Origin of the sequence: Erwinia sp. E602, assembly GCF_018141005.1 — a bacterium.
Taxonomy (GTDB): Bacteria; Pseudomonadota; Gammaproteobacteria; order Enterobacterales; family Enterobacteriaceae; genus Erwinia.
In genome coordinates, this window is sequence record NZ_CP046582.1 from 254,183 (window position 1) to 279,596 (window position 25,414).

Genomic DNA, 25,414 nt, shown 5'->3' on the forward strand with positions numbered 1-25,414 from the left:
TCGCAGAATTTGATCTCACTCGCAAAATGAAATGTTTCTTCTGGAATCCTATTTAGTGAAAAAAATATTTGTTTATAATCCCCTCACGTTTCACTTATAGCTGTCGCCGTTGAACGCTGCGGACGACCAGAACTGCGAACCCCGGCGGACCTGATGATGTGGCCGCCGCTAAGAACAGGAAGAGCAAATGGGCAAGATCAGATTAACTACGGCACAGGCTCTGGTCAGATTTCTGGACAACCAGTATCTGTCGGTAGACGGCGTTGAAACCCGGTTTGTGAAGGGCGTTTTCGCCATCTTCGGTCACGGCAACGTGCTGGGCTTAGGCCAGGCGCTGGAGCAGGACAGCGGCGACCTGGTGGTGTATCAGGGCCGTAACGAGCAGGGCATGGCCCACGCTGCTATTGGTTACGCCAAGCAGAAGCTGCGCCGTGAAATCATTGCCTGTACCTCTTCCGTTGGCCCGGGTGCCGCAAACATGATCACCGCGGCGGCTACCGCTACCGCTAACCGCATTCCTTTATTACTGCTGCCGGGCGACGTATTCGCCACCCGCCAGCCGGACCCGGTGCTGCAGCAGATTGAGCAGAGCCACGATCTGAGCATCAGCACCAACGACGCCTTCCGCGCCGTCAGCAAATACTGGGACCGCGTCAGCCGCCCGGAACAGCTGATGACCGCCTGTATCAGCGCCATGCGCGTACTGACCGATCCGGCTGAAACCGGCGCGGTCACGATTTCACTGCCGCAGGATGTGCAGGGTGAAGCCTGGGACTTCCCGGACTACTTCTTCCAGAAGCGCGTGCACCGTCTTGAGCGCCGCCTGCCGACCGAAGGCCAGCTGGCCGATGCGCTGAAGCTGATCGCCGGTAAAAAACGCCCGATGATCATCTGCGGCGGCGGGGTGAAGTACTCCGGCGCAGGCGCGGCGCTGCAGGCGTTTGCCGAGCGTTATAACATCCCGTTTGCCGAAACCCAGGCCGGTAAAGGCACCCTCGTTTCCGATCACCCGCTGAACGTCGGCGGCGTGGGCGAGACCGGTTGTCTGGCGGCTAACCTGCTGGCAAAAGAGGCGGACCTGGTGATCGGTATCGGCACCCGTTACACCGACTTCACCACCGCGTCCAAGTGGATCTTCCAGCATCCGGACGTCAGCTTTGTGAACGTCAACGTCAGCAACTTTGACGCCTACAAGCTTGATGCAGTGCAGGTGGTGGCGGATGCCCAGGAAGCGCTGAACGCGCTGACCCTGCGCCTTGCGGACACCGGCTTTAAAAGCGGCTGGGGCGAGCAGATCGGCCAGGCACAGAGCAAGCTGCTGAAAGAGACCCAGCGCGTCTACTCGGCGGTCTACAGCGAACAGGACTTTGTGCCGGAAATTGCCGACCACATCGACCGTGAAGCGCTGTTTGCCGAGTTTAACCGCCTGACCGGTTCGTTCCTGACCCAGAGCAGCGTGCTGGGCACGCTTAACGAGCACCTCCCAAAAGACGCGGTGATCGTGGCGGCGGCGGGCAGCCTGCCGGGCGACCTGCAGCGCATGTGGCGCACCAAAGATTACAACAGCTATCACGTCGAGTATGGCTACTCCTGCATGGGTTACGAGGTCAACGCTTCGCTCGGCGTTAAGCTGGCCGAACCGCACCGTGAGGTCTACACCTTTGTCGGCGACGGCTCGTTCCAGATGCTGCACTCCGAGCTGGTCACCTCCATCCAGGAAGGAGCCAAGATCAACGTGGTGCTGCTGGATAACATGACTAACGGCTGCATCAACAACCTGCAGATGGAACACGGTATGGACAGCTTCACCACCGAGTTCCGCTTCCGTGATGCGGAAACCGGCAAGCTGAACGGTGGTTTTGTGCCGATCGACTTCGCGGCGATTGCGGCGGGCTACGGCTGCAAAACCTACAAAATTACCACTCTGGCAGAGCTGCAGGCGGCGCTGATCGACGCGCAGAAGCAGACGGTGTCGGTGCTGTTTGACATCAAAGTGCTGCCAAAAACCATGATTCATAAGTACTTCAGCTGGTGGCACGTTGGCGGTGCCCGGGTTTCCACCTCAGAGCGCGTAGACGCCGTGGCCCGTAAGCTGGATGAACATATTGAACAGGCACGTAAGTATTAAGACTGAATAGTTTCATCGTTTTATTTTGCTGTCCTTTTTATCTCTAGCCGGGTGCCGGCGGCGTGTAACCGCCGGCCCTGCTTCCCCCTACAATCAAAGGAAATATTATGACGCTTAAACTCGGTGTTATCGGTACCGGCGCTATCGGCCAGGAACACATCCGTCGCTGCAGTAAGGTCCTCCAGGGCGCGCAGGTCGTGGCCGTTTCTGACATCAACGTGGACGGTGCCAAAGCGGCGCTGGCGCGTATCGGCATTGAAGCAGAGGTGTTTGCCAACGGCCACGACGTGGTCAACTCGCCGAACGTTGACGCGCTGCTGGTCACCTCCTGGGATCCCACCCACGAAGAATTTACCCTGTCAGCCATCGCGGCCGGCAAGCCGGTGTTCTGCGAAAAGCCGCTGGCGATGTCTGCCGAAGGCTGCCGCCGGGTGGTTGACGCCGAGATTAAGTTTGGTAAGCGTCTGGTGCAGGTAGGCTTTATGCGCCCCTACGATTCAGGCTACCGTGCGCTGAAGCAGGTGATCACCAGCGGTGAGATCGGCGAGCCGCTGATGCTGCACTGCGCGCACCGTAACCCGACCGTGCCGGAAAGCTACACCACCGATATGGCGATCACCAACACGCTGATCCACGAGCTGGACGTGCTGCGCTGGCTGACCGAAGACGATTACAAGTCGGTGCAGGTGGTGTTCCCACGCTCCACCTCGAAAACCCACGCCAGACTGCGCGATCCGCAGGTGGTGCTGTTTGAAACCCGTAAGGGCATCCGCATTGACGTCGAAATCTTCGTCAACTGTGCCTACGGTTATGACATCCAGTGTGAAGTGGTCGGTGAAGAGGGGATTGCTAAGCTACCCGAGCCGTCTGCCGTGCAGATGCGTAAAGACGCCAAACTGTCGACCGCGATCCTCACCGACTGGAAGGATCGCTTTATCGATGCTTATGACGTTGAGTTACAAGCCTTTATCAATGATGCCACCGCTGGCAAGCTGACCGGGCCATCCGCCTGGGACGGCTATGCTGCTTCTGTCGCTGCCGACGCCTGCCTGAAAGCGCAGGAAAGCGGTGCGATTGAGCCGGTGGAACTGCCGCAGCGCCCGGCGTTTTATAACTAAGCCCGGGTGCGCACTTCCCCCGCCTGTGGCGGGGGGATCACCGTAAAACAGCGTACTGATTTATTCCGGAGATTCTGATGAAAATTGCCTTTGATGTGGATGTCATTCGAGATTTAGGCATCACTAAAATGGTTCACCAGGTGGCTGACTGGGGCTACAAGTATATTGAGCAGTCCCCGCATCCGCAGATCAACCCGTTCTATAAGCATCCTAAAGCCAGCCGCGAAATCATTACCGAGTACAAAAACGCGCTGCGCGAGACCGGGCTGGAAATCTCCTCGTATATCGTGGTGTATCGCTGGTCCGGTCCGGACGAAGCGCGCCGTCAGGCTGCCGTACGTAACTGGAAACGGATGATCGAAATCGCGGTGGAAACCGGCGTACAGGTTATCAATACCGAACTTTCCGGGAACCCGAATGAGCCGGAGATCTGTGAAGAGATGTTCTACCGTTCAATGGAAGAGCTGCTGCCGATCGTTGAACGTGAAGGCATCCGCATCGAAATCCAGTCCCACCCGTGGGATTTCTGCGAAAACAGCAATGAAACGGCCGATATCGTGAAGTCGTTCCGCAGTGATAACGTGAAGTACCTGTACAGCGCACCGCACACCTTCTTCTATGACAAAGGCAAGGGCGATGTGCAGCCGATGCTGGAGTATGCCGGTGCTGACCTGTCCCACGTGCTGATCGCGGACACCATGAACCACACCAAGCACTGCCGCTACATCGTGAACCCACCAGGAGTGGATGCCACGATTCACCAGCACGTGGCCGTGGGTAAAGGTGAGGTCGACTTCCCGACGCTGTTTAAGACCCTGCGTGAAATGAAGTTCGCTGAGCAGACCTTTAAGGTCGGTGGCGAACCGATTATTGCCGCTGCGCTGTTCGGTTACCCGGAAGAAATGCATGTTGAAGCAGTAGCCACGCGCGAACTGATCGAGCGCGAGCTGCTGGGATAATGATGACGGGCGGCTGCGGTCGTCCGCTGATTCCTGAGGCTTAAAATGAACAAAGATAACGTCAAACTGGCTATTGCCCCTATCGGCTGGACCAACGATGATATGCCGGAGCTGGGTGCGGAAAATACCTTCCAGCAGATCGTCAGTGAAATGGCGCTGGCCGGTTTTATCGGCAGTGAAGTGGGTAGCAAATATCCGCGCGATCCGGCGGTACTGAAGCCGATGCTGGATATCCGTGGCATTCAGATCGTTAATGCCTGGTTCAGCACCTTCTTTGCCAACGGTGACAAAGCCAAAACCATCGATGAGTTCATCAACCACCGCGACTTCCTGCACGCGATGGGCGCGAAGGTGATCGGCTGCTCCGAGCAGAGCCTGAGCATTCAGGGCACCACCAAAGCGGTACTGGAGGAGAAACCCCACTTTACCGACGAGCAGTGGCGACTGACGGCAGAAGGTTACAACGAGCTGGCAAAACTGGCCGCAGAGAAGGGCATGACCGTTGGCCTGCATCACCATATGGGCACGGCGATCCAGACCACCGCAGAAGTCGACCGCTTTATGGCGCTGACCAACGATGACGTCTATCTGTTGTTTGATACCGGCCACGCTTACTACTCTGAAGGCAGCCAGCAGGCGATGCTGGATATCCTGACGAAGTACCTGCCGCGCATCAACCACGTGCACCTGAAAGACGTGCGTGATGAGATTGTCGACCAGGTCAGAAGCCAGAAGCTGTCGTTCCTCGACGGCGTGAAGAAAGGCACCTTCACCGTACCGGGCGACGGCGTGATCGACTTCAGACCGGTATTCAAAATCCTCGACGATTTCGGCTACAAAGGCTGGATGGTGGTGGAAGCGGAGCAGGACCCGGCGCTGGCTAACCCGTTTGAGTATGCGGTAAAAGCGCGTAAGTACATTCGCGAAACGGCCGGTCTGTAAGCCTGACGGCGTTAAAAAAGCCCGCTTCTCCTTGTGGAGGGGCGGGCTTTTTCTGTTGGGCCGGGTTCTCTTCACCTGCTGATTCGGTGCCTGGCTTAGGTCGTCTTCTGCCCCTGTGTCTGGCTCAGGGAGCCTGTACACTCCGTAAAGACGCAAAAAGCGTCATCCATGACAGCTCAGCACGGGCCCTCCATGGCCCGTGATGCTTTACTCCGTGTACAGGCTCCCTTCGCTTTTTCGTGTTGAGTGGTCTGCGGATTCTCTTCGCCTGCTGGTCCTGTACATGGCTCCCTTCGCTTTACGTGTTGAGTGGTCTGCTGGTTCGTTTTGCCTGCTGACCCTGTGCACGGCTCAGGGAGCCAGTGTTTTGTGTTGCCAGAGAGGGGATTATTCGCAAAACAGCTGGTGCATTGACTGCGTCAGTTTGCCCCGCGGCGAAAACTCGTTCAGCAGCGTAAAGTGATCGCACCCCTCCAGCCTTGTGTAGCGGGTGATGTTCCCCACCTTTTCTAACAGGTCGGCATAGCGGTCGCTGTGGTTGAGCATCTCACTGCGCTCCTCGTCGCCGACGTGTACGGCGGTGGGAACACCGCAGGTGATGTTGTTGGCCGGGCTGAACAGCTGTATTTCGCCAGGTGTGAGCTGCAGGTTATCGTTGAGCTTACACAGGCTGATGGGGGTCAGATCGATAACGCCGCTCAGGCACATCGCATGGGAAATCAGCGGGTGGCTGCGCAGCATTGCGGTCAGGTGACCGCCTGCCGAGTGGCCTGCCAGGCAGACTTTACCCGGCAGCAGCCTGAAGGTGTCGTGGTTGTTTTGCAGGTAGTTCAGCATCGTGCTGAGCTCGCAGATAATCTGCGTCATGCTGGCCTCCGGAGCCAGCGTATATTCCGCCAGAATCACCTGGTAGTGTGGCAGCAGTGCGTCGCTGATAAAGGCGAACAGCTCTTTGCAGGTGCTCTGCCAGAAGCCACCGTGAATAAAGATAACGGTCGGGGCGTGTTTCTTTAAGGAGGGGAAGTAATCCAGCGTGGTGCGTTCAGCGGGTGCATACTGGATATTGCGCTGACAGGGGAACTGCTCATAAACCCGATCGCTGCGCTGCTGGAAGTCATCCAGGAGTGCTGCGGAATCAGGGATATAGCGGGTAAGATTATAAGCATCGTTCATCTGAGCGCGGGTCATACCGTGGTATCGCTGTTGCATGTTTAGCTTCCTTGTAAACTATTTTCGACAGGAAACTAACCTTCTCAGATCTCGGTCACAACGTCGTGACGAGTGATGCGAAATGCCTCTCCCCGCGGTGGGGAGAGGCAGGGCATTACTTCAGCTTGATGCTGTTGATAATGCTTTCGGCTTCGCTCTGCGACTGCTGCTGGTTTTCGGCCGGCAGGGAGATCTGCAGGGTCAGCAGCTTGCCGTCAATTTTGCCCAGCACAATTGAAGACCAGGCTGACTGGTTGTTGCTGGAGATCACCGTGTCCAGCTGGTGCAGCGTCTGGCCATCAACGGTAATCGCTTTGCTGGTCACCACCTGCAGCTGCGGATCGCGGCTGCGCTGCTGCTCTTCCAGACGGCTGGCCATCGCATCCAGCGACTCGTCGCTGTCCGTGCCTTCAAAAGCGATAATCGCGCGCTGGCCCGAATTATCGGCCCAGACGTGGCGGTTGCTGTCCTGGGTGCTCAGCTTATCGCTTTTATCGGCCATGCCCGGTGGCAGGGTAAAGTTCAGTTTACCGCCCAGCAGGGTGACGGTCTGGTCAGCCTGGCTGGCATGGGCGCTGTGATCGGCTGTCTGGTTTTTATCGCTGTTGTTATCGCAGGCGGCAAGGCCGGTTACCAGCAGGGCAATACCGGCATATTTCAGTAGGTTACGCATCATGATCCCTTTTTAAACGTGGTCGCATCGTCATTAAGCCACTCAGTCAAACGTATTCAGCGGGTAAAAGCAACTTGCCATCGGTGACATTGTGTATCCCCCGCTGACGGCGATTGACGGGCCGTGACCCGACTCAGCTTATCCGAAATTCATCTGCGGGCCAGCGGATTTGTCTGCTAAACGCTTCAGGGTGGCGTTCAGCAGCACCCCGTAGGCAGGCAGGAAGAATACCAGGCAGATCAGCACTTTGAAGCTGTAGTCCACCAGCGCGATCTCCACCCAGTGGGTGGCCATAAACGGATCGGGACTTTTATAGAAGGCGATAAAGAAGAACGCCAGCGTGTCGCTGATATTTCCGAGGAACATTGCCGCCGCTGGCGCAATCCACCAGCGCGCGTTCTGCCGCAGTCGGTTAAACACCTGCACGTCGAGGATCTGCCCCAGCGCATAGGCCATAAAGCTGGCGCAGGCGATGCGAGCCACAAACAGGTTTACCTCCGAAAACGCCTGCACCCCTTGCCATTCGCCCTGATACCACAGGCTGGAGATGGCGTAGGAGATAAACAGCGCCGGGATCATCACCGCAAGGATGATGCGCCGCGCCAGCGGTGCGCCGAAGATACGCACGGTGAGGTCGGTCGCCAGGAAGATAAACGGGAAGCTGAATGCGCCCCAGGTGGTGTGCAGACCAAAGATCGAGATCGGCAGCTGGACCAGGTAGTTACTGGAGGTGATCACCAGCAGGTGAAACAGGGACAGCCAGACCAGCGCATGGGTGCGCTGACGTGCGGTAAAAGCAATCATATTGAGCCTTTTTATAAACAGTGGGGTGAGGGAACCCAGTTAATTCACGGTATTTTTCACTCTGCTGCGGGGTGCCGGCACGTTACCCACCGGAGCGAACGCTGTCCGTGGGTGGAACAGGTGCGTCAGGCAATGCCTGCCGGGTGGATCTCGCCGGCATAAATAGCCCGTCGCCACAGCGATTTGGCGGCATCTTACCGGGTTAGCCTGCTATTGCAACGGTTAATTTACGCGCAAACGTTATCGTCGGGCCGGGACTTGCACGCGGTGGCGGCAGCGCTAAAATAGGCGCAGTTTGCCACACAATGAATGAGAAACTGATGAACGACCTTTTCGCCAGTCCTGACCAGACCCTGGATACTCAGGGAGAGCGCTGCCCGATTCCGGTGATGATGGTGCGTAAAACCGTGCGCGCAATGCAGGCCGGTGAAACGCTGCTGGTGGTCGCCGACGATCCGGCCACCACTCGGGACATCCCCGGCTTCTGCCGCTTTATGGAACATATCCTGCTGGCACAGCAGACCGACGCGCTGCCGTACCGCTATCTGCTGAAGAAGGGAACGGCCTGACGGGGAGTATGGCTGCCGCAAACGTCCTGGCGTTCAGCGGTACCGGGGAAATAATCAGCCCGCCGCGGTCAACGCAAAGGATGGCCGGTGCCCCGGGCGACAGAATGAACCTGTCGTGGATGCCCGGCGGCAGGCTGTCTTAAAGCAGCCTGCCGGTCAGGGCAGGCAATTGTCGTTTATTTCTTTCTCAGCAACCGCAGCGCATTAGCGGTCACTAACGCCGTTGCCCCCGAATCCGCCAGCACCGCCAGCCACAGCCCGGTAAAACCGAGCAGCGTGGTGACCAGGAAGATCGCCTTCAGCCCCAGCGCCAGCGCGATGTTCTGGCGAATATTGGCGTGGGTGGCGCGCGACAGCCGGATCATCGCCGGCAGACCACTTAAGCGATTGTGGGTCAGCGCCGCATCGGCGGTTTCCAGCGCCACGTCGCTGCCGCCGCCCATTGCGATACCGATGGTGGCGGCTTTCATCGCCGGTGCATCGTTGATGCCGTCGCCGACCATCGCCACCGGCCGCTGCTGGTTCAGCGCCATCACCGCCGCGACTTTATCCTCCGGCAGCAGGCCGGCGCGGAAGTCGATGCCGAGTTCGGCGGCAATCGCCGCCGCCGCCCGCGGGTTGTCACCGGTCAGCATCACGCCCTGAATATCCAGCGCCCGCAGCTCGGCCAGTGCGTCACGCGCATCGGCCCGCAGCGTATCGCGCAGGGCAAACAGCCCCAGCGTCTGCGTGGCATCGTGCAGGATCACCACGGTATTGCCGGCATTTTCCAGCCTTGCGACCTCATCACGCTGCGGCTCCGCCAGCAGCAGTGCCAGTTTCGACGGTGCGCTGATCGAAAGTAAGCGGCCGCTTACCAGCGCCTCGACGCCGCTGCCGGCCCGTGCGCGCTGTTCACTGGCCGCCGGCAGGCTGAGCTGGCGATCGGCGGCGGCGGCGACCAGCGCTTTGCCCAGCGGGTGCGACGAGCCCTGTTCAATGGCGGCGGCGGTGGCCAGCAGCATATTTTCATCCCAGCCGGCCAGCGCGACCACGGCGGTCAGCTGCGGTTTACCTTCGGTCAGCGTGCCGGTTTTATCAAAGGCGATAGTACGCACGCCGCCGAGGTTTTCCAGCGCCGCGCCGCCCTTGATCAGCGCGCCGCGGCGGCTGGCGGCGGCCAGCGCCGAGGTGATTGCCGCCGGGGTGGAGATCACCAGCGCGCACGGGCAACCAATCAGCAGCAGCGTCAGACCCTTATAGATCCAGGGCTGCCATTCGGCGGCCAGCAGCAGCGGCGGCACCACGGCCACCAGCAGCGCCAGCGCCATAATCACCGGCGTATACACCCGGCTGAAGCGATCGAGAAAGCGTTCGATCGGTGCCCGCCGCTCTTCGGCTTCTTCGATTAGCGTAAGAATACGGTCAATGGCGCTATGGCCCGGCTCGGAGACCACCTCCAGCCGGACCTGACGGTCGATGCTCAGGCAGCCGGCGGCCACCTTTTCACCCTCAAGGCGTTCTACCGGCAGGGACTCGCCGGTCATCGCACTCTCATCAAAGCTGGCCGTACGGCTCAGCAGCCGCGCGTCGGCCGGCAGCCGTGCGCCGGCGGCGACCTCAATCACATCCCCCGGGCGCAGCGCGCTGACCGGTACGCTTTCGCGCTGGCCGTCGCGCAGACGCACCGCGTCGTCCGGCTGCAGCGCCATCAGCGCGGTGACTCCCCTGCGCGCGCGGCCGGCGGCGAAGGACTCCAGCCGTTCGCCGAGCATAAACAGCAGCAGTACCATCGCCGCTTCGGCGGTCGCACCGATAAACAGCGCGCCGATGGCGGCCACGCTCATCAGGGTTTCAATGCTGAACGGCGATCCGCTGCGCATCAGCCGCAGCGCGCTGCGGGCAATCGGCCAGACGCCGAACAGGGTGGTGACGATATACGCCACGGTTCCCGCGCCGGGAGCGTAGTGCGCGATGAGTGCGCTGGCCGCCATCAGCAGCGCGAGGATAATCAGGCTGCGGTTTTCACGCCACAGGCCGGGAGCGGGCCGGACGGCGGGCTGCATGCCGCTGCGCAACAGCTGAAAACCGGCGCGATCTACCGCCTGTTCCACCGCCTGCTGCAGATCGCTGGCGGCATCCACCAGCAGTTTTTCACTGGCAAACACCACGCGGGCCTGGACCACGCCGGGCAGCTGGCGAACGGCGGTTTCTACTTTACGGGCGCAGGCCGGGCAGTCCATGCCGCTTACCTGCCAGCTGTAGCGTGCGGTGCCGCTGCGCCTGTCGCCCTCATCGTCGGGATCGTGCCCCGGGCTGCAGGTCGCTTCGGCACAACAGGGCGTATCGCCGTGGTCGCCGGTGGCAACGGGGGTGATTTTGCGGATAACGGGACGCGGGGTGCTGCTGCATCCGTGCTGTTTGCTGGCGTGGTGATGACCACAGCCACAAGAAGAGTGTGTGTGCATAACGCCTCCTGGCCGGTTACAACGGGCAACAGTGCCCGTTGCACCTATCCTACACTCTGGAGTCGACTCCAGAGTCAAGAGGCTGAGCACGTTACAGCCAAAGCGATCGCACGATCAGGAAGTGCCCGGCAAAGTAACTGGCGGCCACGATCGCGCTGTCGGCGCTAAAGCGGCGGCGGTAGTGGCTGATTAACCAGATAATATTCGACAGCAGCAGCAGCAGTGCTCCGGCCATCAGCGTAAAGGCGTTGTCGGTCGGGCGGAACAGGTACAGCTCACTGGCCAGCCAGCTCATCAGCAGGGTGATGCCGAGAAACGTCGCTATCGGCCAGCGCAGATCCTCCAGACGGCTCCACACCGTGGCAATCGTCAGGCCGCCGACGATCAGCAGCGCCAGCGGCAGCGGCCAGAACAGGGTCAGCGTCATCTGGCTGGCAAGGTACAGCGTATACAGCAGGTGCGAGAGGAAAAAGGCTCCGATGGCATAGAGCATGCGCTTCTGCGGCAGCAGCGTCAGCGCATCGCCGGCCAGGGTGGCCAGCAGGCCGAGCAGGATCAGATAGTCGGTGGTTTGCAGCATCGGCGCCTGCCAGGCCAGGCCGAGCAGCAACAGCAGCGTAACCGGTTTAAACACCCAGCGCTGCCACTGCGGGCCACGGTAGGTGGCATCAACGTACAGCCAGCCGGAGAACAGTACGGCGAGGAAGGACCAGATCATAGCGTTATCCCTGATAGCAGATGAAAAACTCCACAATGTCTCCCTCAGTCTAGGCTAATGCGCGGCGCGCTGACAATCAGCGGGCGCGGCAAACCGCTCTTGCGCCGTTGGCAGGCCGCTGCCGCGGGCCGGCAATCCCTGTGCTGCTGCCGGTAAACGTGCGCCAGACTTTACTGTTTCGGGAAGTGTTTCTTCTGCCAGGCCAGCAGTTCAAAGACGCCGAAGAAGAACACCTTCAGCTGCATCACGCCGCTGAGTTTCGCTGCGCCCGCTGGCTGGGTGGTACGCATCAGCACCAGCTGCAGGCCGTGCATAATCACCATAAAGAACAGCGCCACGTTGACAAAATAGGTCAGCGGTTTCGGGAACGGCTGCACCAGGTTGAGCAGCAAAAAGGCCCAGACAAAAATCATCAGCACGCGGCCGGCGTTAATCAGCATGGTTACTCTCTCCTTGTTGGCTGCGACGAACATACAGCCGGTAAGCGACCTGGCCGGCAATTTTTTCCCGGTGCAGGTGCCAGTTAACCGGAACCGGCGGCACGCCGCCTTCCACCTCACACTCAACATAGATCAAAGCGTCATCGCTCAGCCAGCCGTTATTTTCCAGCAGCGTTACGGTCTGCTCCAGCAGCCCCTTGCGAAACGGCGGGTCGATAAACACCAGCTGGTGCGCCTCGCCCTGTTGCGCGAGGAACTGCAGGGTATTGGTATTCACTACCCGACCGCTGCGGCTGCCCAGCGTGGCGAGGTTTTTTTCCAGCTGCTGCGCCACCGGGCGCTCCAGCTCCAGCAGGGTAGCACTGGCCGCGTGGCGCGACAGCGCTTCCAGGCCCAGCGCGCCGCTGCCGGCGAAGCAGTCGAGGCATCTGGCCTGCTGAATATCGGCCGCCAGCCAGTTAAACAGGGTTTCACGCACCCGATCGGTGGTCGGGCGCAGGCCAGCGCTGTCAGGCACCGGCAGCTTACGGCCGCGCCACTGGCCGCCGATGATGCGAATTTGCCCGGCTGATGCACTGCGGGGTTTTTTAGTCATGGTGCTGAACTCTTAATAATTTGTTGCACAGTTTAACGGGCGAAACGTGCCGAGGAAACGTAAAAAGGGTGCTGTAACGCCCTCTGGAGAAAGTGTTAGACTAAGGGATTAATTATCAGCTGAATTTTCATACCGGAACCGGACCGGTTTTTCCCGCGAGGAGCGTGGTGGCAACATGGCAAAGAATAAAAAACGTGGCTTTTTCTCCTGGCTTGGCCTTGGGCGTGAAGATAAGACGTCACAGGATGAAGAACAGCAGGCGTTAGAGCAGCAGGCCGCCGAACGTGCCGCGCAGGAAGCCGCCGACCGTGCCGCCGCAGAGCAGGCCGCACAGGCGGAAGCAGAAGAAAAAGTTCGCGCCGAAGCCGAGGCTGCGCGCGCAGAGGCCGAAAAAGCCCGTGCCGAGGCCGAAGCGGCCCGCGTTGAGGCAGAAGAGAAAGCCCGTGCGGAGGCCGAAGCGGCTCGTGTAGAGGCGGAAGAGAAAGCCCGTGCGGAGGCTGAAGCGGCCTGCGTTGAGGCAGAAGAGAAAGCCCGTGCGGAGGCCGAAGCGGCCCGCGTTGAGGCAGAAGAGAACGCCCGTGCGGCAGCTGAAGCGGCCCGCGTTGAGGCGGAAGAGAAAGCCCGTGCGGAGGCCGAAGCGGCCCGCGTTGAGGCAGAAGAGAAAGCCCGTGCGGAAGCTGAAGCGGCCCGCGTTGAGGCGGAAGAGAACGCCCGTGCGGTAGCTGACGCTGCCCGTACCGCATCAGAACAGCAGGCTGCTGCACATGCAGAAGCAGCTCTGGTAGCTGCTGAAATTGAAGCGGCGACTCGCACTGAAGCCGAAGCCGCTGCCCGCGCAGAGGCCGAAGCTGCTGCCCGTGCCGAAGCCGAAGCTGCTGCCCGTGCTGAGACAGAAGCCGCCGCCCGCGCAGAGGCCGAAGCTGCTGCCCGTGCTGAGACAGAAGCCGCTGCCCGTGCAGAGGCCGAAGCCTCCGCCCGCGCCGAAGCCGAAGCCGCTGCCCGTGCAGAGGCCGAAGCTGCTGCCCGCGCCGAAGCCGAAGCCGAAGCCGCTGCCCGCGCAGAGGCCGAAGCTGCTGCCCGCGCCGAAGCCGAAGCCGAAGCCGCTGCCCGCGCAGAGGCCGAAGCCGCCGCCCGTGCCGAAGCGGAGGCCATTGCTATTGCTGAATCCGAGGCTGAAGATGCGGCGCTGCTGGCAGAGCAGGAAGAAGCCGCCCGCTTAGCCGCGCAGGCCGGGCAGCCGCGTCCGACCAAAGAAGGTTTCTTCGCCCGCCTGAAACGCAGCCTGGTGAAAACCCGCCAGAACCTCGGGTCCGGCTTTATCAGCCTGTTCCGCGGCAAAAAAATCGACGATGACCTGTTTGAAGAGCTGGAAGAGCAGCTGCTGATCGCCGACGTTGGCGTGGAAACCACCCGCCGCATCATCGGCAACCTGACGCAGCAGGCCAGCCGTGGTCAGCTGCGCGATGCCGAAGCCTTGTACGGCCTGCTGAAAACAGAAATGGCCGGCATCCTGGCCGACGTGGAAGCGCCGCTGGATATCACGCCGAACAAGCCGTTTGTGATCCTGATGGTTGGCGTCAACGGCGTGGGTAAAACCACCACTATCGGCAAGCTGGCGCGCCAGTTCCAGGCCGAAGGCAAATCGGTGATGCTGGCCGCGGGGGATACCTTCCGCGCCGCCGCCGTTGAGCAGCTGCAGGTGTGGGGTCAGCGCAATAATATTCCGGTAGTGGCCCAGCATACCGGTGCCGATTCCGCCTCGGTGATCTTCGATGCTATCCAGGCCGCCAAAGCGCGTAACGTCGACGTGTTGATCGCCGATACCGCCGGCCGCCTGCAGAACAAAGCGCATCTGATGGAAGAGCTGAAAAAGATCACCCGCGTGATGAAGAAGCTGGACGAGGACGCGCCGCACGAGGTGATGCTGACCATTGATGCCAGCACCGGCCAGAATGCGATTAGCCAGACTAAACTGTTCCACGAGGCCGTCGGCCTGACCGGAATTACCCTGACCAAGCTGGACGGTACGGCGAAGGGTGGGGTGATCTTCTCGGTGGCCGATCAGTTCAACATTCCGATTCGCTATATCGGCGTGGGTGAAGGCATTGAAGATTTGCGATCGTTTAAGGCTGACGATTTTATTGAGGCACTTTTTGCCCGAGAGGACTAATTAGGATGATTCGCTTTGAAGAAGTCAGTAAGGCTTATCTCGGCGGTCGGCAAGCGCTGCAGGGGGTCGATTTTCATCTGCGTCCCGGCGAAATGGCGTTTCTGACCGGACACTCCGGGGCGGGGAAAAGTACCTTGCTGAAGCTGATTTGTGGCATTGAACGCCCGAGTGCCGGGCATATCTGGTTCGGCGGCCACGATATCAGCCGTCTGAAAAGCCGTGAAGTGCCGTTTCTGCGCCGGCAGATTGGCATGATCTTCCAGGATCATCATCTGCTGATGGATCGCTCGGTGTATGACAACGTCGCTATCCCGCTGATTATTGCCGGGGCCAGCGGCGAAGATATACGCCGCCGCGTTTCTGCCGCGCTGGATAAGGTCGGCCTGCTCGACAAAGCGAAGAGCTTCCCGATCCAGCTCTCCGGCGGTGAACAGCAGCGCGTGGGCATTGCCCGTGCGGTGGTCAACAAGCCGGCGGTGCTGCTGGCCGATGAACCGACCGGTAACCTCGATGAAGCGCTGTCAGAAGATATTCTGCGGTTGTTTGAAGAGTTTAACCGCGTTGGGGTGACGGTGCTGATGGCGACCCATGATATGGGGCTGATCGCCCGCCGCAACTATCGCCTGATGACGCTGAGCCAGGGACGACTGCACGGAGGTTATCGTGGTGAATAAGCGTAATGCCCGCTCGACGGCGCCCAAAGCGAAGCCGCAGAAGGTGCCGTCTAAAAGTAAGGCGCTGAAGGGCGGCTGGCAGGAGCAGTGGCGCTACGCAATGCGTGGCTCACTCTCGGATATGTGGCGTCAGCCGCTGGCGACCCTGCTGACCATTATGGTGATTGCCATTTCACTGACCCTGCCGAGCGTCTGCTATCTGGTGTGGAAGAACGTCAGCCAGGCCGCCGACCAGTGGTACCCCGCGCCGCAGATTACCGTTTACCTGAGCAAGACGCTGGATGATGATGCCGCCTTAGGCGTGGTTAATCAGCTGAAGCAGGAAGAGGGCGTGGAGAAGGTCAACTATCTGTCGCGGGAAGAGGCGCAGGGCGAGTTCCGCAACTGGTCCGGCTTTGGCGGCGCGATGGATATGCTGGAACAGAACCCATTACCGGCGGTGGCCATCATTACGCCGAAGCTCAGTTTCCAGGGCACCGACAGCATGACCACCCTGCGCGATCGCGTGGCGAAGGTGCAGGGTATTGATGAGGTGAAGATGGACGACAGCTGGTTTGCCCGCCTGGCGGCGCTGACCGGGCTGGTGGGCCAGGTGGCGGCGATGATCGGCGTGCTGATGATAGTGGCGGTGTTCCTGGTGATCGGCAACAGCGTGCGCCTGAGCATCTTCTCGCGGCGCGATACCATCAACGTGCAGAAGCTGATCGGCGCTACCGACGGCTTTATCCTGCGGCCGTTCCTCTACGGTGGTGCGCTGCTGGGCTTTAGCGGCGCGCTGCTGTCGCTGGTGCTGTCGGAAATCCTGGTACTGCGGCTGGAGTCGGTGGTGGCCGAGGTGGCGACGGTGTTTGGCACCACCTTTGCGCTGCACGGCCTCGGCTGGGATGAAGGCCTGCTGCTGCTGCTGATAGCCGCGATGATTGGCTGGATTGCGGCCTGGCTGGCGACGGTGCAACATTTACGCCGATTTACGCCGCAGTAACGCATTAACACGTTTTTTTGATATAATCTTCCTCTGCTGCGTGAGCCTGTGCCGCAGAGGAAGTTCATCAGTTTGTCACTTCCCCCTGCCATCCTTACCGCCGCCGCGCAACAGCAGATCTCATGCTTATCCACCGATCCAACTGAACTTGTGGATAACTCTGATGTCTGAATTTAAGACACTGACGCATAATGGCGCACAGATTGCTTCCTAATCCGTTAGCGATTCGCGTAGTGTAGTCAGCCGCGTCAGGGAGTGGCGCAACCACGATAGTTGATACAGAGAGGGTTTGAATGACCAAAGAAATGCAAACTTTAGCTATTGCTCCTTTAGGCAACCTGGATGCGTACATCCGGGCGGCCAATGCCTGGCCTATGCTGACGGCAGAAGAGGAAAAAGCGCTGGCTGAACGGCTGCATTACCAGGCTGATCTGGAAGCAGCAAAAACGCTGATCCTGTCTCACCTGCGCTTTGTTGTTCACGTCGCTCGTAATTACTCCGGTTATGGCCTGCCGCAGGCGGACCTGATCCAGGAAGGTAACATCGGCCTGATGAAAGCCGTGCGCCGTTTCAACCCGGAAGTGGGTGTGCGCCTGGTCTCCTTCGCCGTGCACTGGATTAAAGCGGAGATCCATGAATACGTGCTGCGTAACTGGCGTATTGTGAAGGTCGCGACGACTAAAGCTCAGCGTAAGCTGTTCTTTAACCTGCGTAAAAGCAAACAGCGCCTCGGCTGGTTCAATCAGGATGAGGTCGAAATGGTGGCGCGCGAGCTGGGCGTTTCCAGCAAAGACGTCCGCGAGATGGAGTCGCGCATGTCCGCGCAGGACATGACCTTTGACCCGACGCCGGAAGATGAAGGCGAAGGCCGCTCCATGGCGCCGATGCTCTATCTGCAGGATAAAACCTCTGACTTTGCCAACGGCATCGAGGAAGACAACTGGGACGATCACGCCGCCGACAAGCTGAGCGATGCGATGCTGGCGCTGGACGAGCGTAGCCAGCACATTATCCGCGCCCGCTGGCTGGACGATGATAACAAGACCACCCTGCAGGAGCTGGCCGACCAGTATGGCGTCTCCGCCGAGCGCGTGCGTCAGCTGGAAAAGAACGCCATGAAAAAGCTGCGTATGGCGATTGAGGCCTGACTTCGCAGAGTGCTTGAACCACGTTCTAAATTAGCTTAATATCTGTTCACTGGCTTGTGCTTGCGTTACGTTGGTAACCATAGTTCGCCGCGAAGGCCGCTAACCTGACCGGCACAAAGAAACCGCTCCCTGGGGCGGTTTTTTTATGCCTGCTGTCTGTGTTTTACCTGGTTTTGAAGTGAGCCGCCCGTTGCCGGGCGGCCACCGGCTTACTTGCCTGCCATGTTGATGATCACTGAAATCGAGTTATTGGAGATGCTCCAGCCCCCGGTTCCGGCTAACAGCAGCGCGGCAGAGACAACGAGAACAATACGCAGGTATCGTTTCATTGCGCGGTCCTTGCAACAGACCGCTTCACGGTGCCACCACCGGAGATGAAACCGTGAATGCAAGCACTCGCTTGTGCTTACGTTTACGGCCATTGGATATCCTTTCCTGAATCCGGTGCCCGCTTGCTAAGGCGGCGAAAAGGCCCGCAGGTATTGTATACATCTTCACCACCCTAAGATACTTGACACTCGCCTGATTGCAGCTCAGTATACAAACACTCGCTTGTGCTTGCGTTACGTTGGTAACCAAAGCCCTGCTGGAAAGGCCGCTAACCCGACCAGCACAAATCGACCGCCGCTACGGCGGTTTTTTTGTTTCTGGCTTCAGAAAGTGAGTAATCAACACCATCTCTGACCGCAATTTTGTTCAAGGCTGAAAACGATGGATGACAACGCTGCACCCGGTGAGAAAGCCACGCTGTTCTGCCTTGAGGAACTCGACGGGCTGACCATGCTGGAGGCGAACTACCACCGCCGTCGCTTTCCGCGCCACGTGCATGAAACCTTCTGCGTCGGCGTGATTGAGACCGGCGCGCAGCGCTTCTGGCGTTCCGGCGGCGACCACGTGGCCCCCAGCGGCGATATTATTCTGGTCAACGCCGATGAGGTGCATACCGGCTGTTCGGAGGTGGAAGGCGGCTGGTCCTACCGGGCAATCTATCCGCACCCTGACCTGTTTGCCCGCCTGTCGCCCGGCGCGGATCCGGGGGCGGTGCCGTGGTTCCCGGACGCTGTGCTGCACGACCCGGCGCTGTCGGCGCAGCTGCGGCTGCTGTTTTCCCTGCTGCCGGAGCAGGGCAATACGCTGCTGAAAGAGTCGCTGCTGCTGACCGCCTTCGCCTGGCTGGTGATGCGCTACAGCCGCACCCGCGTGGTGCCGGCGGCCGTCGCCGATGCTACGCGGGCGGTACTGCCGGTGCGTGAGCTGATGGCTGCCCATCCGGAGCAGAACTGGTCGCTGCAGCAGCTGGCGGAGATAGCCGGGCTTAGTCCGTGGTACTTCCTGCGCCAGTTCAAAAAAAGCCTGGGGATGACGCCGCACGCCTGGCTGTTACAGCAGCGGCTGTGCCGGGCGCGGGAAGGGCTGGATCGCGGTGAAGCGATTGCCCAGGTGTCGCTGCGCTGCGGCTTCTCCGATCAAAGCCACTTCACCCGTCACTTTAAAAACTCAATCGGCATCACGCCGGGTGACTACGTGCAGGCGCGCAGAAGGCAGCCCTCGCGCCGCTGAACCGGCGCAATTTCCTTCAAGCTTTCATACCCGCCCGGCCGTCACACTGCCTGCTGATTTTTTTACAGGAACCTGCGTGATGGATAATGTACTGCTCTCTGAACGATCGGGCCCGCAACGGCCGTGGTCCGGTTTTTTTCGCGGCGCGGTGGCGATGCTGCCGCTGTGCCTGTCGGTGATCCCGTGGGGGATCCTCGCCGGTTCGATGGCGGTGCAGGCCGGGCTGACCTTTGCCCAGAGCCTTGGGATGTCGGCGATTATCTTTGCCGGTGCCGCCCAGCTGGTGACGCTGGGGCTGCTGCTCTCCGGCGGCAGCGTGCTGACCATCGTGGTCTCGGTGTTTTTTATTACCTCTCAACACCTGCTGTACGGCCTGACGCTGCGCGAAACCGTGGCGCGGATGGCGCTGCGTTACCGGCTGCCGATTGGTTATCTGCTGTGCGATGAGCTGTTTGCCCTCGCCAGCGCGCAGCCGAAGGAGAAGCTGACGCCGGGCTATCTGATCGGCGCGGGCCTGTGCTTTTACCTGTGCTGGGTGCTGTTCAGCCTGGCGGGAGTGGTGATGGCCTCGGCGATCCCGGATCTGGACCGCTGGCATCTCGACTTCTCCATTGTCGCCACCTTTATCACCATCGTGGTACCGATGGTTCAATCACGCAGCGTGCTGTGTGGCGTGGTGGTATCGCTGCTGCTGTCGATGATCCTCAGCCTGTACCGGGTTGAGGGAGCAATCGTGATCGCCGGACTGAGCGGCATGCTTGCGGCGGTGGCGGTTGCCCGCCTGACCCAGGGGGCAAAATGAGCTGGACGTTGCTGCTGGCGCTGGCGGCGCTGGTGTTCTTTAACCGCTACGTATTTCTGGAACCTATGGTGCCGGTGCGGCTGCCCGCGCTGCTGCGTGAGGCGCTGAAGTATTCGGCCCCCTGCCTGCTGACCGCCATCTGTGGGCCGATTATTCTGCTGCACGACGGGGCCGTGCGCGGGATGGCGGATAATCCTTACCTGTACGGTGCAGTGGCCGGGGTAGTCATTGCCGCCCGGGTACGGCATATGGTGCTGAGCGTACTGCTGATTCTGGGGGTGTTTTACCTGATAAGCTGGCTGTTGTAAGTCAGGTACTGGCGGGTAACGCGGCATGAAATCCGGTTAGTTGCAGGTCGTTGCGACGCTATGCGGTTGCCAGGTTTCTGGTGGTATCGTCTCGCCGCCCGCCGCCCGCCGCCCGCCGCCCGTCAGTGACGTTAGGGTAAGCCGTTGCACGTCTTCCGCCAGCCATCAGCACCGGGGGTAAAGCCTGCTGCCTGCATAAAGGCGGAAATTACCTCCGGGTCTGATGAACCATCCTGCGCCACCCACCACCGTGTCACCTGCGGGTTATGCGCCAGCACCTCTTCCAGCAGGTAGAGCCCGACGCCTCGCCGGCGGGTCACTTCGCGGACTTCCAGCTGCGTCAGCCGCCCGTGTGCACCCTCGATCCCGACCTTTACCGCCGCCAGCAGCCGATCGTTAAATTTAGCCGCATAAAGTTGCTGCTCGCTGCTCAGCTGTTGCGCCAGCGCGGGAAGTTCGGTGCGGGGCCAGATTTTGCCGAGGTCGATAAAATCCTGGGCAGAGAGCTGTTGCAGGCGGATGACGGAAAGTTTCATCAAATGAATCCATACGGGGGAAAGGCATATTGTAGCGAAGTCGACCATACTCAGTGCGATAAGATTTTTGCGCAAAAACGAGGCGATCGGTGCCTGATTTGTGCAGTATCCAGGGTAATCCGGTCTCTGGTTGCGTTCTGACCAGCATAATATCCTGGATTGTTGTCTGAAATGCCACCGTTCATGCCAGTTAATTGTTCTGGCAATCCCACCATTTACTGAATATGTCGGTTGATTTACAGCAGAATATTCCTGTTTAATAACCTGAAATTTAAAGCGTTATTCATAAAAACTGTCGGGAATTGGCCTAACTCTTTCTTACTCAAAGCGTTTTCGCAGATTCACCGGCAAATAATACCCGAAGTCCGCACGCTGCGGATGAAGGGAGCAACCACAACAGATGGGGTAGTTCGGATGAAAATCAGTAAAGGTCGCGCGTTGCTGGCTGGCTGTATGGCCCTGGCATTAAGCCACGCTGCATCAGCAGCAGATATCAAAGTCGCTATCGTCGGTGCCATGTCCGGCCCGGTGGCGCAGTATGGTGATATGGAGTTTACCGGTGCCAAACAGGCGATTGCTGACATCAATGCCAAAGGCGGCGTTAACGGCAATAAGCTGGTCGGCGTGGAGTACGATGACGCCTGCGATCCAAAACAGGCGGTCGCGGTCGCCAACAAGGTGATCAACGACGGCATCCGTTATGTGATCGGCCATCTGTGCTCCTCCTCTACCCAGCCGGCATCAGACATCTATGAAGATGAAGGCGTGATCATGATTACCCCGGCGGCCACCGCACCGGACCTGACCACCCGTGGCTACAAGCTGATTATGCGCACCACCGGCCTGGACTCCGATCAGGGCCCGACCGCTGCGAACTATATTCTCAGCGCGATCAAACCGCAGCGCATCGCGGTGATCCACGACAAGCAGCAGTACGGTGAAGGCCTGGCGCGCTCCGTGCAGGAGAGCCTGAAAAAATCCGGCGGCAACGTGGTGCTGTTTGAAGGCATCACCGCCGGTGATAAAGACTTCTCCACCCTGGTGGCGCGTCTGAAGAAAGAGAACATCGATTTCGTCTACTTCGGCGGTTACTACCCGGAGATGGGCCAGATCCTGCGCCAGGCTCGCGCGGCCGGCCTGAAAACCCAGTTTATGGGCCCGGAAGGCGTGGGTAACTCCTCACTGTCTAACATTGCCGGTGCGGCCTCTGAAGGTATGCTGGTGACGCTGCCGAAGCGTTACGATCAGGTGCCTGCCAACAAAGCCATCGTCGATGCGCTGAAGGCGAAGAAACTGGACCCAACCGGCCCGTTCGTCTGGACCACCTACGCGGCGCTGCAGTCGCTGGCGGCCGGTATGGAACGCAGCAAGAGCGAGGAGCCGGCAGACATCGTCAAAAACCTGAAAGAGGGTGCCGCTGTTCCAACCGTGATGGGCGACCTGAACTGGAACGCGCAGGGCGACCTGAAAGGCTTTGAGTTCGGTATCTTCCAGTGGCACGCCGACGGTTCATCCACCGCGGTGAAATAAACCGCCGGTTCCGGCCCGCTGGGGATTGGTCAGCGCGCCGGATCGCGCTGGTCGCATCCAACTGGCCTGCGACAATAACGCCTGGCAGGCTTTGCCAGGCGTTGATGTATTCAGCGCAGGACAATTTGTAAGGTATTAAGGTATGTCTGAGCAGTTTCTCTATTTCCTGCAGCAAATGTTCAACGGCGTGACGTTGGGCAGTACGTATGCACTGATCGCCATCGGCTACACTATGGTCTACGGCATTATCGGCATGATTAACTTCGCCCACGGCGAAGTCTATATGATCGGTAGCTACGTCTCGTTTATCGTTATCGCCGCGCTGATGATGGTCGGTATCGACGTCAGCTGGGTGCTGATCGGTGCGGGCTTTGTCGTTGCGGTGGTGATTGCCTCCTGCTACGGCTGGAGCATTGAGCGCGTGGCCTACCGGCCGGTGCGCTCCTCTAAGCGCCTGATCGCGCTGATCTCCGCCATCGGGATGTCGATCTTCCTGCAAAACTACGTCAGCCTGACCCAGGGCTCGCGCGACCTCGCGCTGCCAAGCCTGGTGACCGGGCAGTGGACGCTGGGTGAAAGCAACGGCTTTGCCGCCACTATCTCCACCATGCAGATCGTCATCTGGGCGGTGACCTTCCTGTCGATGCTGGCGCTGACGCTGTTTATCCGCTATTCCCGCATGGGCCGCGCCTGCCGCGCCTGTGCTGAAGACCTGAAGATGGCCAGCCTGCTGGGCATTAACACCGACCGGGTGATCTCGCTGACCTTTGTGATTGGCGCGGCGATGGCCGCGGTGGCGGGCGTGCTGCTCGGCCAGTTCTACGGCGTGATCAACCCCTATATCGGCTTTATGGCCGGCATGAAGGCGTTTACCGCCGCGGTACTCGGCGGCATCGGCAGCATTCCGGGGGCGATGGTCGGTGGCCTGATCCTCGGCATCGCCGAAGCGCTGACCTCGGCTTACCTGAGCACTGAATATAAAGACGTGGTCTCCTTTGCGCTGCTGATCGTGGTGCTGCTGGTGATGCCGACCGGTATCCTTGGCCGCCCGGAGGTTGAGAAAGTATGAAGAAGCTCAACCTGGTTAATGCGTTTGTCTCAGCCCTGATGCTGCTGGTGCTGGCCGCGTTCTTTATGGGTATGCGGCTCAACCTCGACGGCACGCGTCTGGTGGTCAGCAACGCCGGTGAGGTGCGCTGGAACTGGATCGCCGTCGGCTGTGGCGTGGTGTTTCTGTTTCAGATGCTGCGCCCGCTGGTGCAGAGCGGCCTGAAAAAAGTCAGCGGCCCGTCGCTGGTGCTGCCCGGCATTGACGGTTCCACGACGAAGCAGAAGCTGTTTCTGCTGGCGCTGATCGTTGCGGCGGCCGCGTGGCCGTTCCTGGTGTCGCGCGGTACGGTGGATATCGCCACCCTGACGCTGATCTACGTGATGCTCGGCCTCGGCCTGAACGTGGTGGTCGGGCTGTCCGGCCTGCTGGTGCTCGGCTACGGCGGCTTCTACGCCATCGGTGCCTACACCTTCGCGCTGCTCAACCACTATTACGGTCTTGGCTTCTGGCAGTCGCTGCCGCTGGCCGGGCTGGTGGCCGCCGGGTTTGGCCTGCTGCTCGGCTTCCCGGTGCTGCGCCTGCGCGGGGATTACCTGGCGATTGTGACGCTCGGCTTCGGTGAAATCGTGCGTATCCTGCTGCTTAACAACACCGCAATCACCGGTGGCCCGAACGGCATCAGCCAGATCCCGAAACCGTCGTTCTTCGGCCTGGAGTTTGGCCGCAGCGTACGCGAAGGCGGCTGGGGCACCTTCCACGAGTTCTTTGGCCTGAAGTATGACCCGAGCGACCGCATTATTTTCCTCTATCTGGTGGCGCTGCTGCTGGTGGTGATCACCCTGTTTGTGATTAACCGTCTGCTGCGCATGCCGCTGGGGCGTGCCTGGGAAGCCCTGCGTGAAGACGAGATTGCCTGCCGCTCGCTGGGCCTCAGCCCGACGCGTATTAAGCTGACCGCGTTCACCATCAGCGCCGCTTTTGCCGGGTTTGCCGGCTGCCTGTTTGCCGCGCGTCAGGGCTTTGTCAGCCCGGAATCCTTCACCTTTGCCGAGTCGGCGTTTGTGCTGGCCATCGTGGTGCTGGGCGGGATGGGCTCACAGTTTGCGGTGATCCTGGCCGCAATCCTGCTGGTGGTTTCGCGTGAGCTGATGCGTGACCTTAACGAGTACAGCATGCTGGTACTCGGTGGCCTGATGGTGTTGATGATGATCTGGCGTCCGCAGGGTCTGCTGCCGATGAAACGTCCGCACCTGAAGTTGAAGTCAGCGGAAAAAGGAGAGCAGGCATGAAGCCTTTGTTAGCAGTCAACGGCCTGATGATGCGCTTCGGCGGCCTGCTGGCGGTCAATAACGTCGAGCTTGAGCTGCGCCCGCAGGAGATCGTCTCACTGATTGGCCCGAACGGCGCCGGTAAAACCACGGTGTTTAACTGCCTGACCGGTTTTTATAAGCCGACCGGTGGCTCGATTATGCTGGGTGACAAACAGCTGGCCGGGTTACCGGGCCAGCAGATCGCCCGTATGGGCATCGTGCGCACCTTCCAGCACGTGCGCCTGTTCCGTGAGATGACGGTGATTGAAAACCTGCTGGTTGCCCAGCATCAGCACCTGCAGAGCGGAGTGTTCTCCGGCCTGCTGAAAACCCCGGCCTTCCGCCGGGCGGAAAGCGAGGCGCTGGATCGTGCCGCCACCTGGCTGAAGCGCGTCGGGCTGCTGGAGCTGGCCAACCGCCAGGCCGGCAACCTCGCCTACGGCCAGCAGCGCCGGCTGGAGATCGCCCGCTGTATGGTGACCCGCCCGGAAATTCTGATGCTGGATGAACCGGCGGCCGGTCTTAACCCGAAAGAGACCCACGAGCTGGACGAGCTTATCGCCGAACTGCGCGGGGAACATAAGGTCTCGGTACTGTTGATTGAACACGATATGAAACTGGTGATGGGCATTTCCGATCGCATCTACGTGGTGAACCAGGGCACGCCGCTGGCCAACGGCACGCCGGACGAGATCCGCAATAACCCGGACGTGATCCGCGCTTACCTCGGGGAGGCTTAAT

Annotated in this window: 24 protein-coding genes; 16 read left to right on the forward strand and 8 right to left on the reverse strand. The window is 59.9% G+C overall.

All coding sequences use genetic code 11. The features are described from left to right. Positions 1-187 precede the first annotated feature (187 nt). From iolD to iolE, 4 genes are all read left to right on the forward strand, one after another. Positions 188-2,128, forward strand: a complete 1,941-nt coding sequence (iolD, locus tag GKQ23_RS02515) for a 3D-(3,5/4)-trihydroxycyclohexane-1,2-dione acylhydrolase (decyclizing) (RefSeq protein ID WP_212409695.1) — start codon at positions 188-190, stop codon at positions 2,126-2,128. Positions 2,129-2,235: 107 nt separating this feature from the next. Next, positions 2,236-3,246 (forward strand): Gfo/Idh/MocA family protein, encoded by a 1,011-nt coding sequence (locus GKQ23_RS02520; protein ID WP_212409696.1) that lies wholly within the window; start codon positions 2,236-2,238, stop codon positions 3,244-3,246. A gap of 77 nt (positions 3,247-3,323) precedes the next feature. Next, the gene (locus GKQ23_RS02525) at positions 3,324-4,205 is read left to right on the forward strand and encodes a sugar phosphate isomerase/epimerase family protein (protein WP_056232678.1); all 882 of its coding nucleotides are present in this window, start codon (positions 3,324-3,326) and stop codon (positions 4,203-4,205) included. 45 nt (positions 4,206-4,250) lie between these two features. Continuing rightward, positions 4,251-5,147: a myo-inosose-2 dehydratase gene (gene iolE / locus GKQ23_RS02530; RefSeq protein ID WP_056232675.1), complete on the forward strand. Its 897-nt coding sequence runs from the start codon at positions 4,251-4,253 to the stop codon at positions 5,145-5,147. 387 nt (positions 5,148-5,534) lie between these two features. On the opposite strand, the gene GKQ23_RS02535 is transcribed toward iolE, so the two are convergent. The 3 genes from GKQ23_RS02535 to GKQ23_RS02545 form a co-directional block, all read right to left on the reverse strand. Continuing rightward, a complete protein-coding gene (locus tag GKQ23_RS02535) occupies positions 5,535-6,356 on the reverse strand; it encodes an alpha/beta hydrolase (protein ID WP_212409697.1) in 822 nt (273 codons plus the stop codon). Positions 6,357-6,471: 115 nt separating this feature from the next. Next, complete coding sequence (locus tag GKQ23_RS02540; RefSeq protein WP_056232671.1) at positions 6,472-7,029, reverse strand: DcrB family lipoprotein; 558 nt, start codon at positions 7,027-7,029, stop codon at positions 6,472-6,474. Positions 7,030-7,167: 138 nt separating this feature from the next. Further along, positions 7,168-7,833, reverse strand: a complete 666-nt coding sequence (locus GKQ23_RS02545; RefSeq protein WP_056232670.1) for a 7-cyano-7-deazaguanine/7-aminomethyl-7-deazaguanine transporter — start codon at positions 7,831-7,833, stop codon at positions 7,168-7,170. A gap of 320 nt (positions 7,834-8,153) precedes the next feature. Here GKQ23_RS02545 and tusA point away from each other — a divergent pair, with 320 nt between their 5' ends. Then, positions 8,154-8,402 (forward strand): sulfurtransferase TusA, encoded by a 249-nt coding sequence (gene tusA / locus GKQ23_RS02550; RefSeq protein WP_212409698.1) that lies wholly within the window; start codon positions 8,154-8,156, stop codon positions 8,400-8,402. A 176-nt stretch (positions 8,403-8,578) separates the two neighbouring features. Here the strand turns inward: tusA and GKQ23_RS02555 are convergent, their stop codons facing one another. From GKQ23_RS02555 to rsmD, 4 genes are all read right to left on the reverse strand, one after another. Next, entirely contained in the window at positions 8,579-10,849 is a 2,271-nt protein-coding gene (locus GKQ23_RS02555) for a zinc/cadmium/mercury/lead-transporting ATPase (RefSeq protein WP_212409699.1), read from the reverse strand. 91 nt (positions 10,850-10,940) lie between these two features. Next, complete coding sequence (locus GKQ23_RS02560; RefSeq protein WP_212409700.1) at positions 10,941-11,567, reverse strand: lysoplasmalogenase; 627 nt, start codon at positions 11,565-11,567, stop codon at positions 10,941-10,943. A 170-nt stretch (positions 11,568-11,737) separates the two neighbouring features. After that, a complete protein-coding gene (locus GKQ23_RS02565) occupies positions 11,738-12,007 on the reverse strand; it encodes a DUF1145 family protein (RefSeq protein WP_056232661.1) in 270 nt (89 codons plus the stop codon). After that, entirely contained in the window at positions 11,997-12,602 is a 606-nt protein-coding gene (gene rsmD, locus GKQ23_RS02570; RefSeq protein WP_056232659.1) for a 16S rRNA (guanine(966)-N(2))-methyltransferase, read from the reverse strand. Before rsmD ends, GKQ23_RS02565 begins: the two co-directional genes overlap by 11 nt. A 175-nt stretch (positions 12,603-12,777) precedes the next feature. On the opposite strand from rsmD, the gene ftsY reads away from it, so the two are divergent. From ftsY to GKQ23_RS02605, 7 genes are all read left to right on the forward strand, one after another. Continuing rightward, positions 12,778-14,772, forward strand: coding sequence for a signal recognition particle-docking protein FtsY (gene ftsY, locus GKQ23_RS02575; protein ID WP_212409701.1), 1,995 nt, complete (start codon positions 12,778-12,780; stop codon positions 14,770-14,772). 5 nt (positions 14,773-14,777) lie between these two features. After that, positions 14,778-15,446 carry a cell division ATP-binding protein FtsE gene (gene ftsE / locus GKQ23_RS02580; RefSeq protein WP_056232654.1) on the forward strand — a complete coding sequence of 223 codons (669 nt, stop codon included), beginning with the start codon at positions 14,778-14,780 and terminating at the stop codon, positions 15,444-15,446. Further along, the gene (gene ftsX, locus GKQ23_RS02585) at positions 15,436-16,428 is read left to right on the forward strand and encodes a permease-like cell division protein FtsX (RefSeq protein WP_056232652.1); all 993 of its coding nucleotides are present in this window, start codon (positions 15,436-15,438) and stop codon (positions 16,426-16,428) included. The genes ftsE and ftsX overlap by 11 nt, the downstream gene beginning before the upstream one ends. Positions 16,429-16,721: 293 nt before the next feature. After that, positions 16,722-17,576, forward strand: coding sequence for an RNA polymerase sigma factor RpoH (rpoH, locus tag GKQ23_RS02590; protein WP_056232650.1), 855 nt, complete (start codon positions 16,722-16,724; stop codon positions 17,574-17,576). 711 nt (positions 17,577-18,287) lie between these two features. Then, complete coding sequence (locus tag GKQ23_RS02595) at positions 18,288-19,136, forward strand: AraC family transcriptional regulator (RefSeq protein ID WP_212409702.1); 849 nt, start codon at positions 18,288-18,290, stop codon at positions 19,134-19,136. A 79-nt stretch (positions 19,137-19,215) separates the two neighbouring features. Then, positions 19,216-19,938, forward strand: coding sequence for an AzlC family ABC transporter permease (locus GKQ23_RS02600; RefSeq protein WP_212409703.1), 723 nt, complete (start codon positions 19,216-19,218; stop codon positions 19,936-19,938). Continuing rightward, a complete protein-coding gene (locus GKQ23_RS02605) occupies positions 19,935-20,246 on the forward strand; it encodes an AzlD domain-containing protein (RefSeq protein WP_212409704.1) in 312 nt (103 codons plus the stop codon). Before GKQ23_RS02600 ends, GKQ23_RS02605 begins: the two co-directional genes overlap by 4 nt. 131 nt (positions 20,247-20,377) lie before the next feature. On the opposite strand, the gene panM is transcribed toward GKQ23_RS02605, so the two are convergent. Further along, the gene (gene panM, locus GKQ23_RS02610; RefSeq protein WP_212409705.1) at positions 20,378-20,782 is read right to left on the reverse strand and encodes an aspartate 1-decarboxylase autocleavage activator PanM; all 405 of its coding nucleotides are present in this window, start codon (positions 20,780-20,782) and stop codon (positions 20,378-20,380) included. Between the two features lie 414 nt (positions 20,783-21,196). Between panM and GKQ23_RS02615 the strand changes: the two genes are divergently transcribed. The 4 genes from GKQ23_RS02615 to livG all read left to right on the forward strand — a co-directional run bounded on the left by GKQ23_RS02615 (position 21,197) and on the right by livG (position 25,413). Next, positions 21,197-22,312, forward strand: a complete 1,116-nt coding sequence (locus GKQ23_RS02615; RefSeq protein ID WP_212409706.1) for a branched-chain amino acid ABC transporter substrate-binding protein — start codon at positions 21,197-21,199, stop codon at positions 22,310-22,312. A 142-nt stretch (positions 22,313-22,454) separates the two neighbouring features. Continuing rightward, positions 22,455-23,381, forward strand: coding sequence for a high-affinity branched-chain amino acid ABC transporter permease LivH (livH, locus tag GKQ23_RS02620; protein WP_056232638.1), 927 nt, complete (start codon positions 22,455-22,457; stop codon positions 23,379-23,381). Continuing rightward, a complete protein-coding gene (locus GKQ23_RS02625; RefSeq protein WP_212409707.1) occupies positions 23,378-24,652 on the forward strand; it encodes a high-affinity branched-chain amino acid ABC transporter permease LivM in 1,275 nt (424 codons plus the stop codon). The genes livH and GKQ23_RS02625 overlap by 4 nt, the downstream gene beginning before the upstream one ends. Further along, positions 24,649-25,413 (forward strand): high-affinity branched-chain amino acid ABC transporter ATP-binding protein LivG, encoded by a 765-nt coding sequence (gene livG / locus GKQ23_RS02630; RefSeq protein ID WP_101506781.1) that lies wholly within the window; start codon positions 24,649-24,651, stop codon positions 25,411-25,413. Before GKQ23_RS02625 ends, livG begins: the two co-directional genes overlap by 4 nt. Position 25,414: the final 1 nt, after the last annotated feature.

Excerpts from the sequence above, each read along its gene's own strand:
- GKQ23_RS02525 (WP_056232678.1), top strand. The coding sequence starts at position 3,324 with ATGAAAATTGCCTTTGATGTGGATGTCATTCGAGATTTAGGCATCACT.
- GKQ23_RS02520 (WP_212409696.1), top strand. The coding sequence starts at position 2,236 with ATGACGCTTAAACTCGGTGTTATCGGTACCGGCGCTATCGGCCAGGAA.
- GKQ23_RS02600 (WP_212409703.1), top strand. The coding sequence starts at position 19,216 with ATGGATAATGTACTGCTCTCTGAACGATCGGGCCCGCAACGGCCGTGG.
- GKQ23_RS02625 (WP_212409707.1), top strand. The coding sequence starts at position 23,378 with ATGAAGAAGCTCAACCTGGTTAATGCGTTTGTCTCAGCCCTGATGCTG.
- GKQ23_RS02545 (WP_056232670.1), bottom strand. The coding sequence starts at position 7,833 with ATGATTGCTTTTACCGCACGTCAGCGCACCCATGCGCTGGTCTGGCTG.
- iolD (WP_212409695.1), top strand. The coding sequence starts at position 188 with ATGGGCAAGATCAGATTAACTACGGCACAGGCTCTGGTCAGATTTCTG.
- panM (WP_212409705.1), bottom strand. The coding sequence starts at position 20,782 with ATGAAACTTTCCGTCATCCGCCTGCAACAGCTCTCTGCCCAGGATTTT.
- ftsE (WP_056232654.1), top strand. The coding sequence starts at position 14,778 with ATGATTCGCTTTGAAGAAGTCAGTAAGGCTTATCTCGGCGGTCGGCAA.
- livH (WP_056232638.1), top strand. The coding sequence starts at position 22,455 with ATGTCTGAGCAGTTTCTCTATTTCCTGCAGCAAATGTTCAACGGCGTG.
- iolE (WP_056232675.1), top strand. The coding sequence starts at position 4,251 with ATGAACAAAGATAACGTCAAACTGGCTATTGCCCCTATCGGCTGGACC.
- GKQ23_RS02555 (WP_212409699.1), bottom strand. The coding sequence starts at position 10,849 with ATGCACACACACTCTTCTTGTGGCTGTGGTCATCACCACGCCAGCAAA.
- GKQ23_RS02535 (WP_212409697.1), bottom strand. The coding sequence starts at position 6,356 with ATGCAACAGCGATACCACGGTATGACCCGCGCTCAGATGAACGATGCT.
- tusA (WP_212409698.1), top strand. The coding sequence starts at position 8,154 with ATGAACGACCTTTTCGCCAGTCCTGACCAGACCCTGGATACTCAGGGA.
- GKQ23_RS02605 (WP_212409704.1), top strand. The coding sequence starts at position 19,935 with ATGAGCTGGACGTTGCTGCTGGCGCTGGCGGCGCTGGTGTTCTTTAAC.
- GKQ23_RS02565 (WP_056232661.1), bottom strand. The coding sequence starts at position 12,007 with ATGCTGATTAACGCCGGCCGCGTGCTGATGATTTTTGTCTGGGCCTTT.
- GKQ23_RS02615 (WP_212409706.1), top strand. The coding sequence starts at position 21,197 with ATGAAAATCAGTAAAGGTCGCGCGTTGCTGGCTGGCTGTATGGCCCTG.
- rsmD (WP_056232659.1), bottom strand. The coding sequence starts at position 12,602 with ATGACTAAAAAACCCCGCAGTGCATCAGCCGGGCAAATTCGCATCATC.
- livG (WP_101506781.1), top strand. The coding sequence starts at position 24,649 with ATGAAGCCTTTGTTAGCAGTCAACGGCCTGATGATGCGCTTCGGCGGC.
- ftsY (WP_212409701.1), top strand. The coding sequence starts at position 12,778 with ATGGCAAAGAATAAAAAACGTGGCTTTTTCTCCTGGCTTGGCCTTGGG.
- GKQ23_RS02595 (WP_212409702.1), top strand. The coding sequence starts at position 18,288 with ATGGATGACAACGCTGCACCCGGTGAGAAAGCCACGCTGTTCTGCCTT.
- GKQ23_RS02540 (WP_056232671.1), bottom strand. The coding sequence starts at position 7,029 with ATGCGTAACCTACTGAAATATGCCGGTATTGCCCTGCTGGTAACCGGC.
- rpoH (WP_056232650.1), top strand. The coding sequence starts at position 16,722 with ATGACCAAAGAAATGCAAACTTTAGCTATTGCTCCTTTAGGCAACCTG.
- GKQ23_RS02560 (WP_212409700.1), bottom strand. The coding sequence starts at position 11,567 with ATGATCTGGTCCTTCCTCGCCGTACTGTTCTCCGGCTGGCTGTACGTT.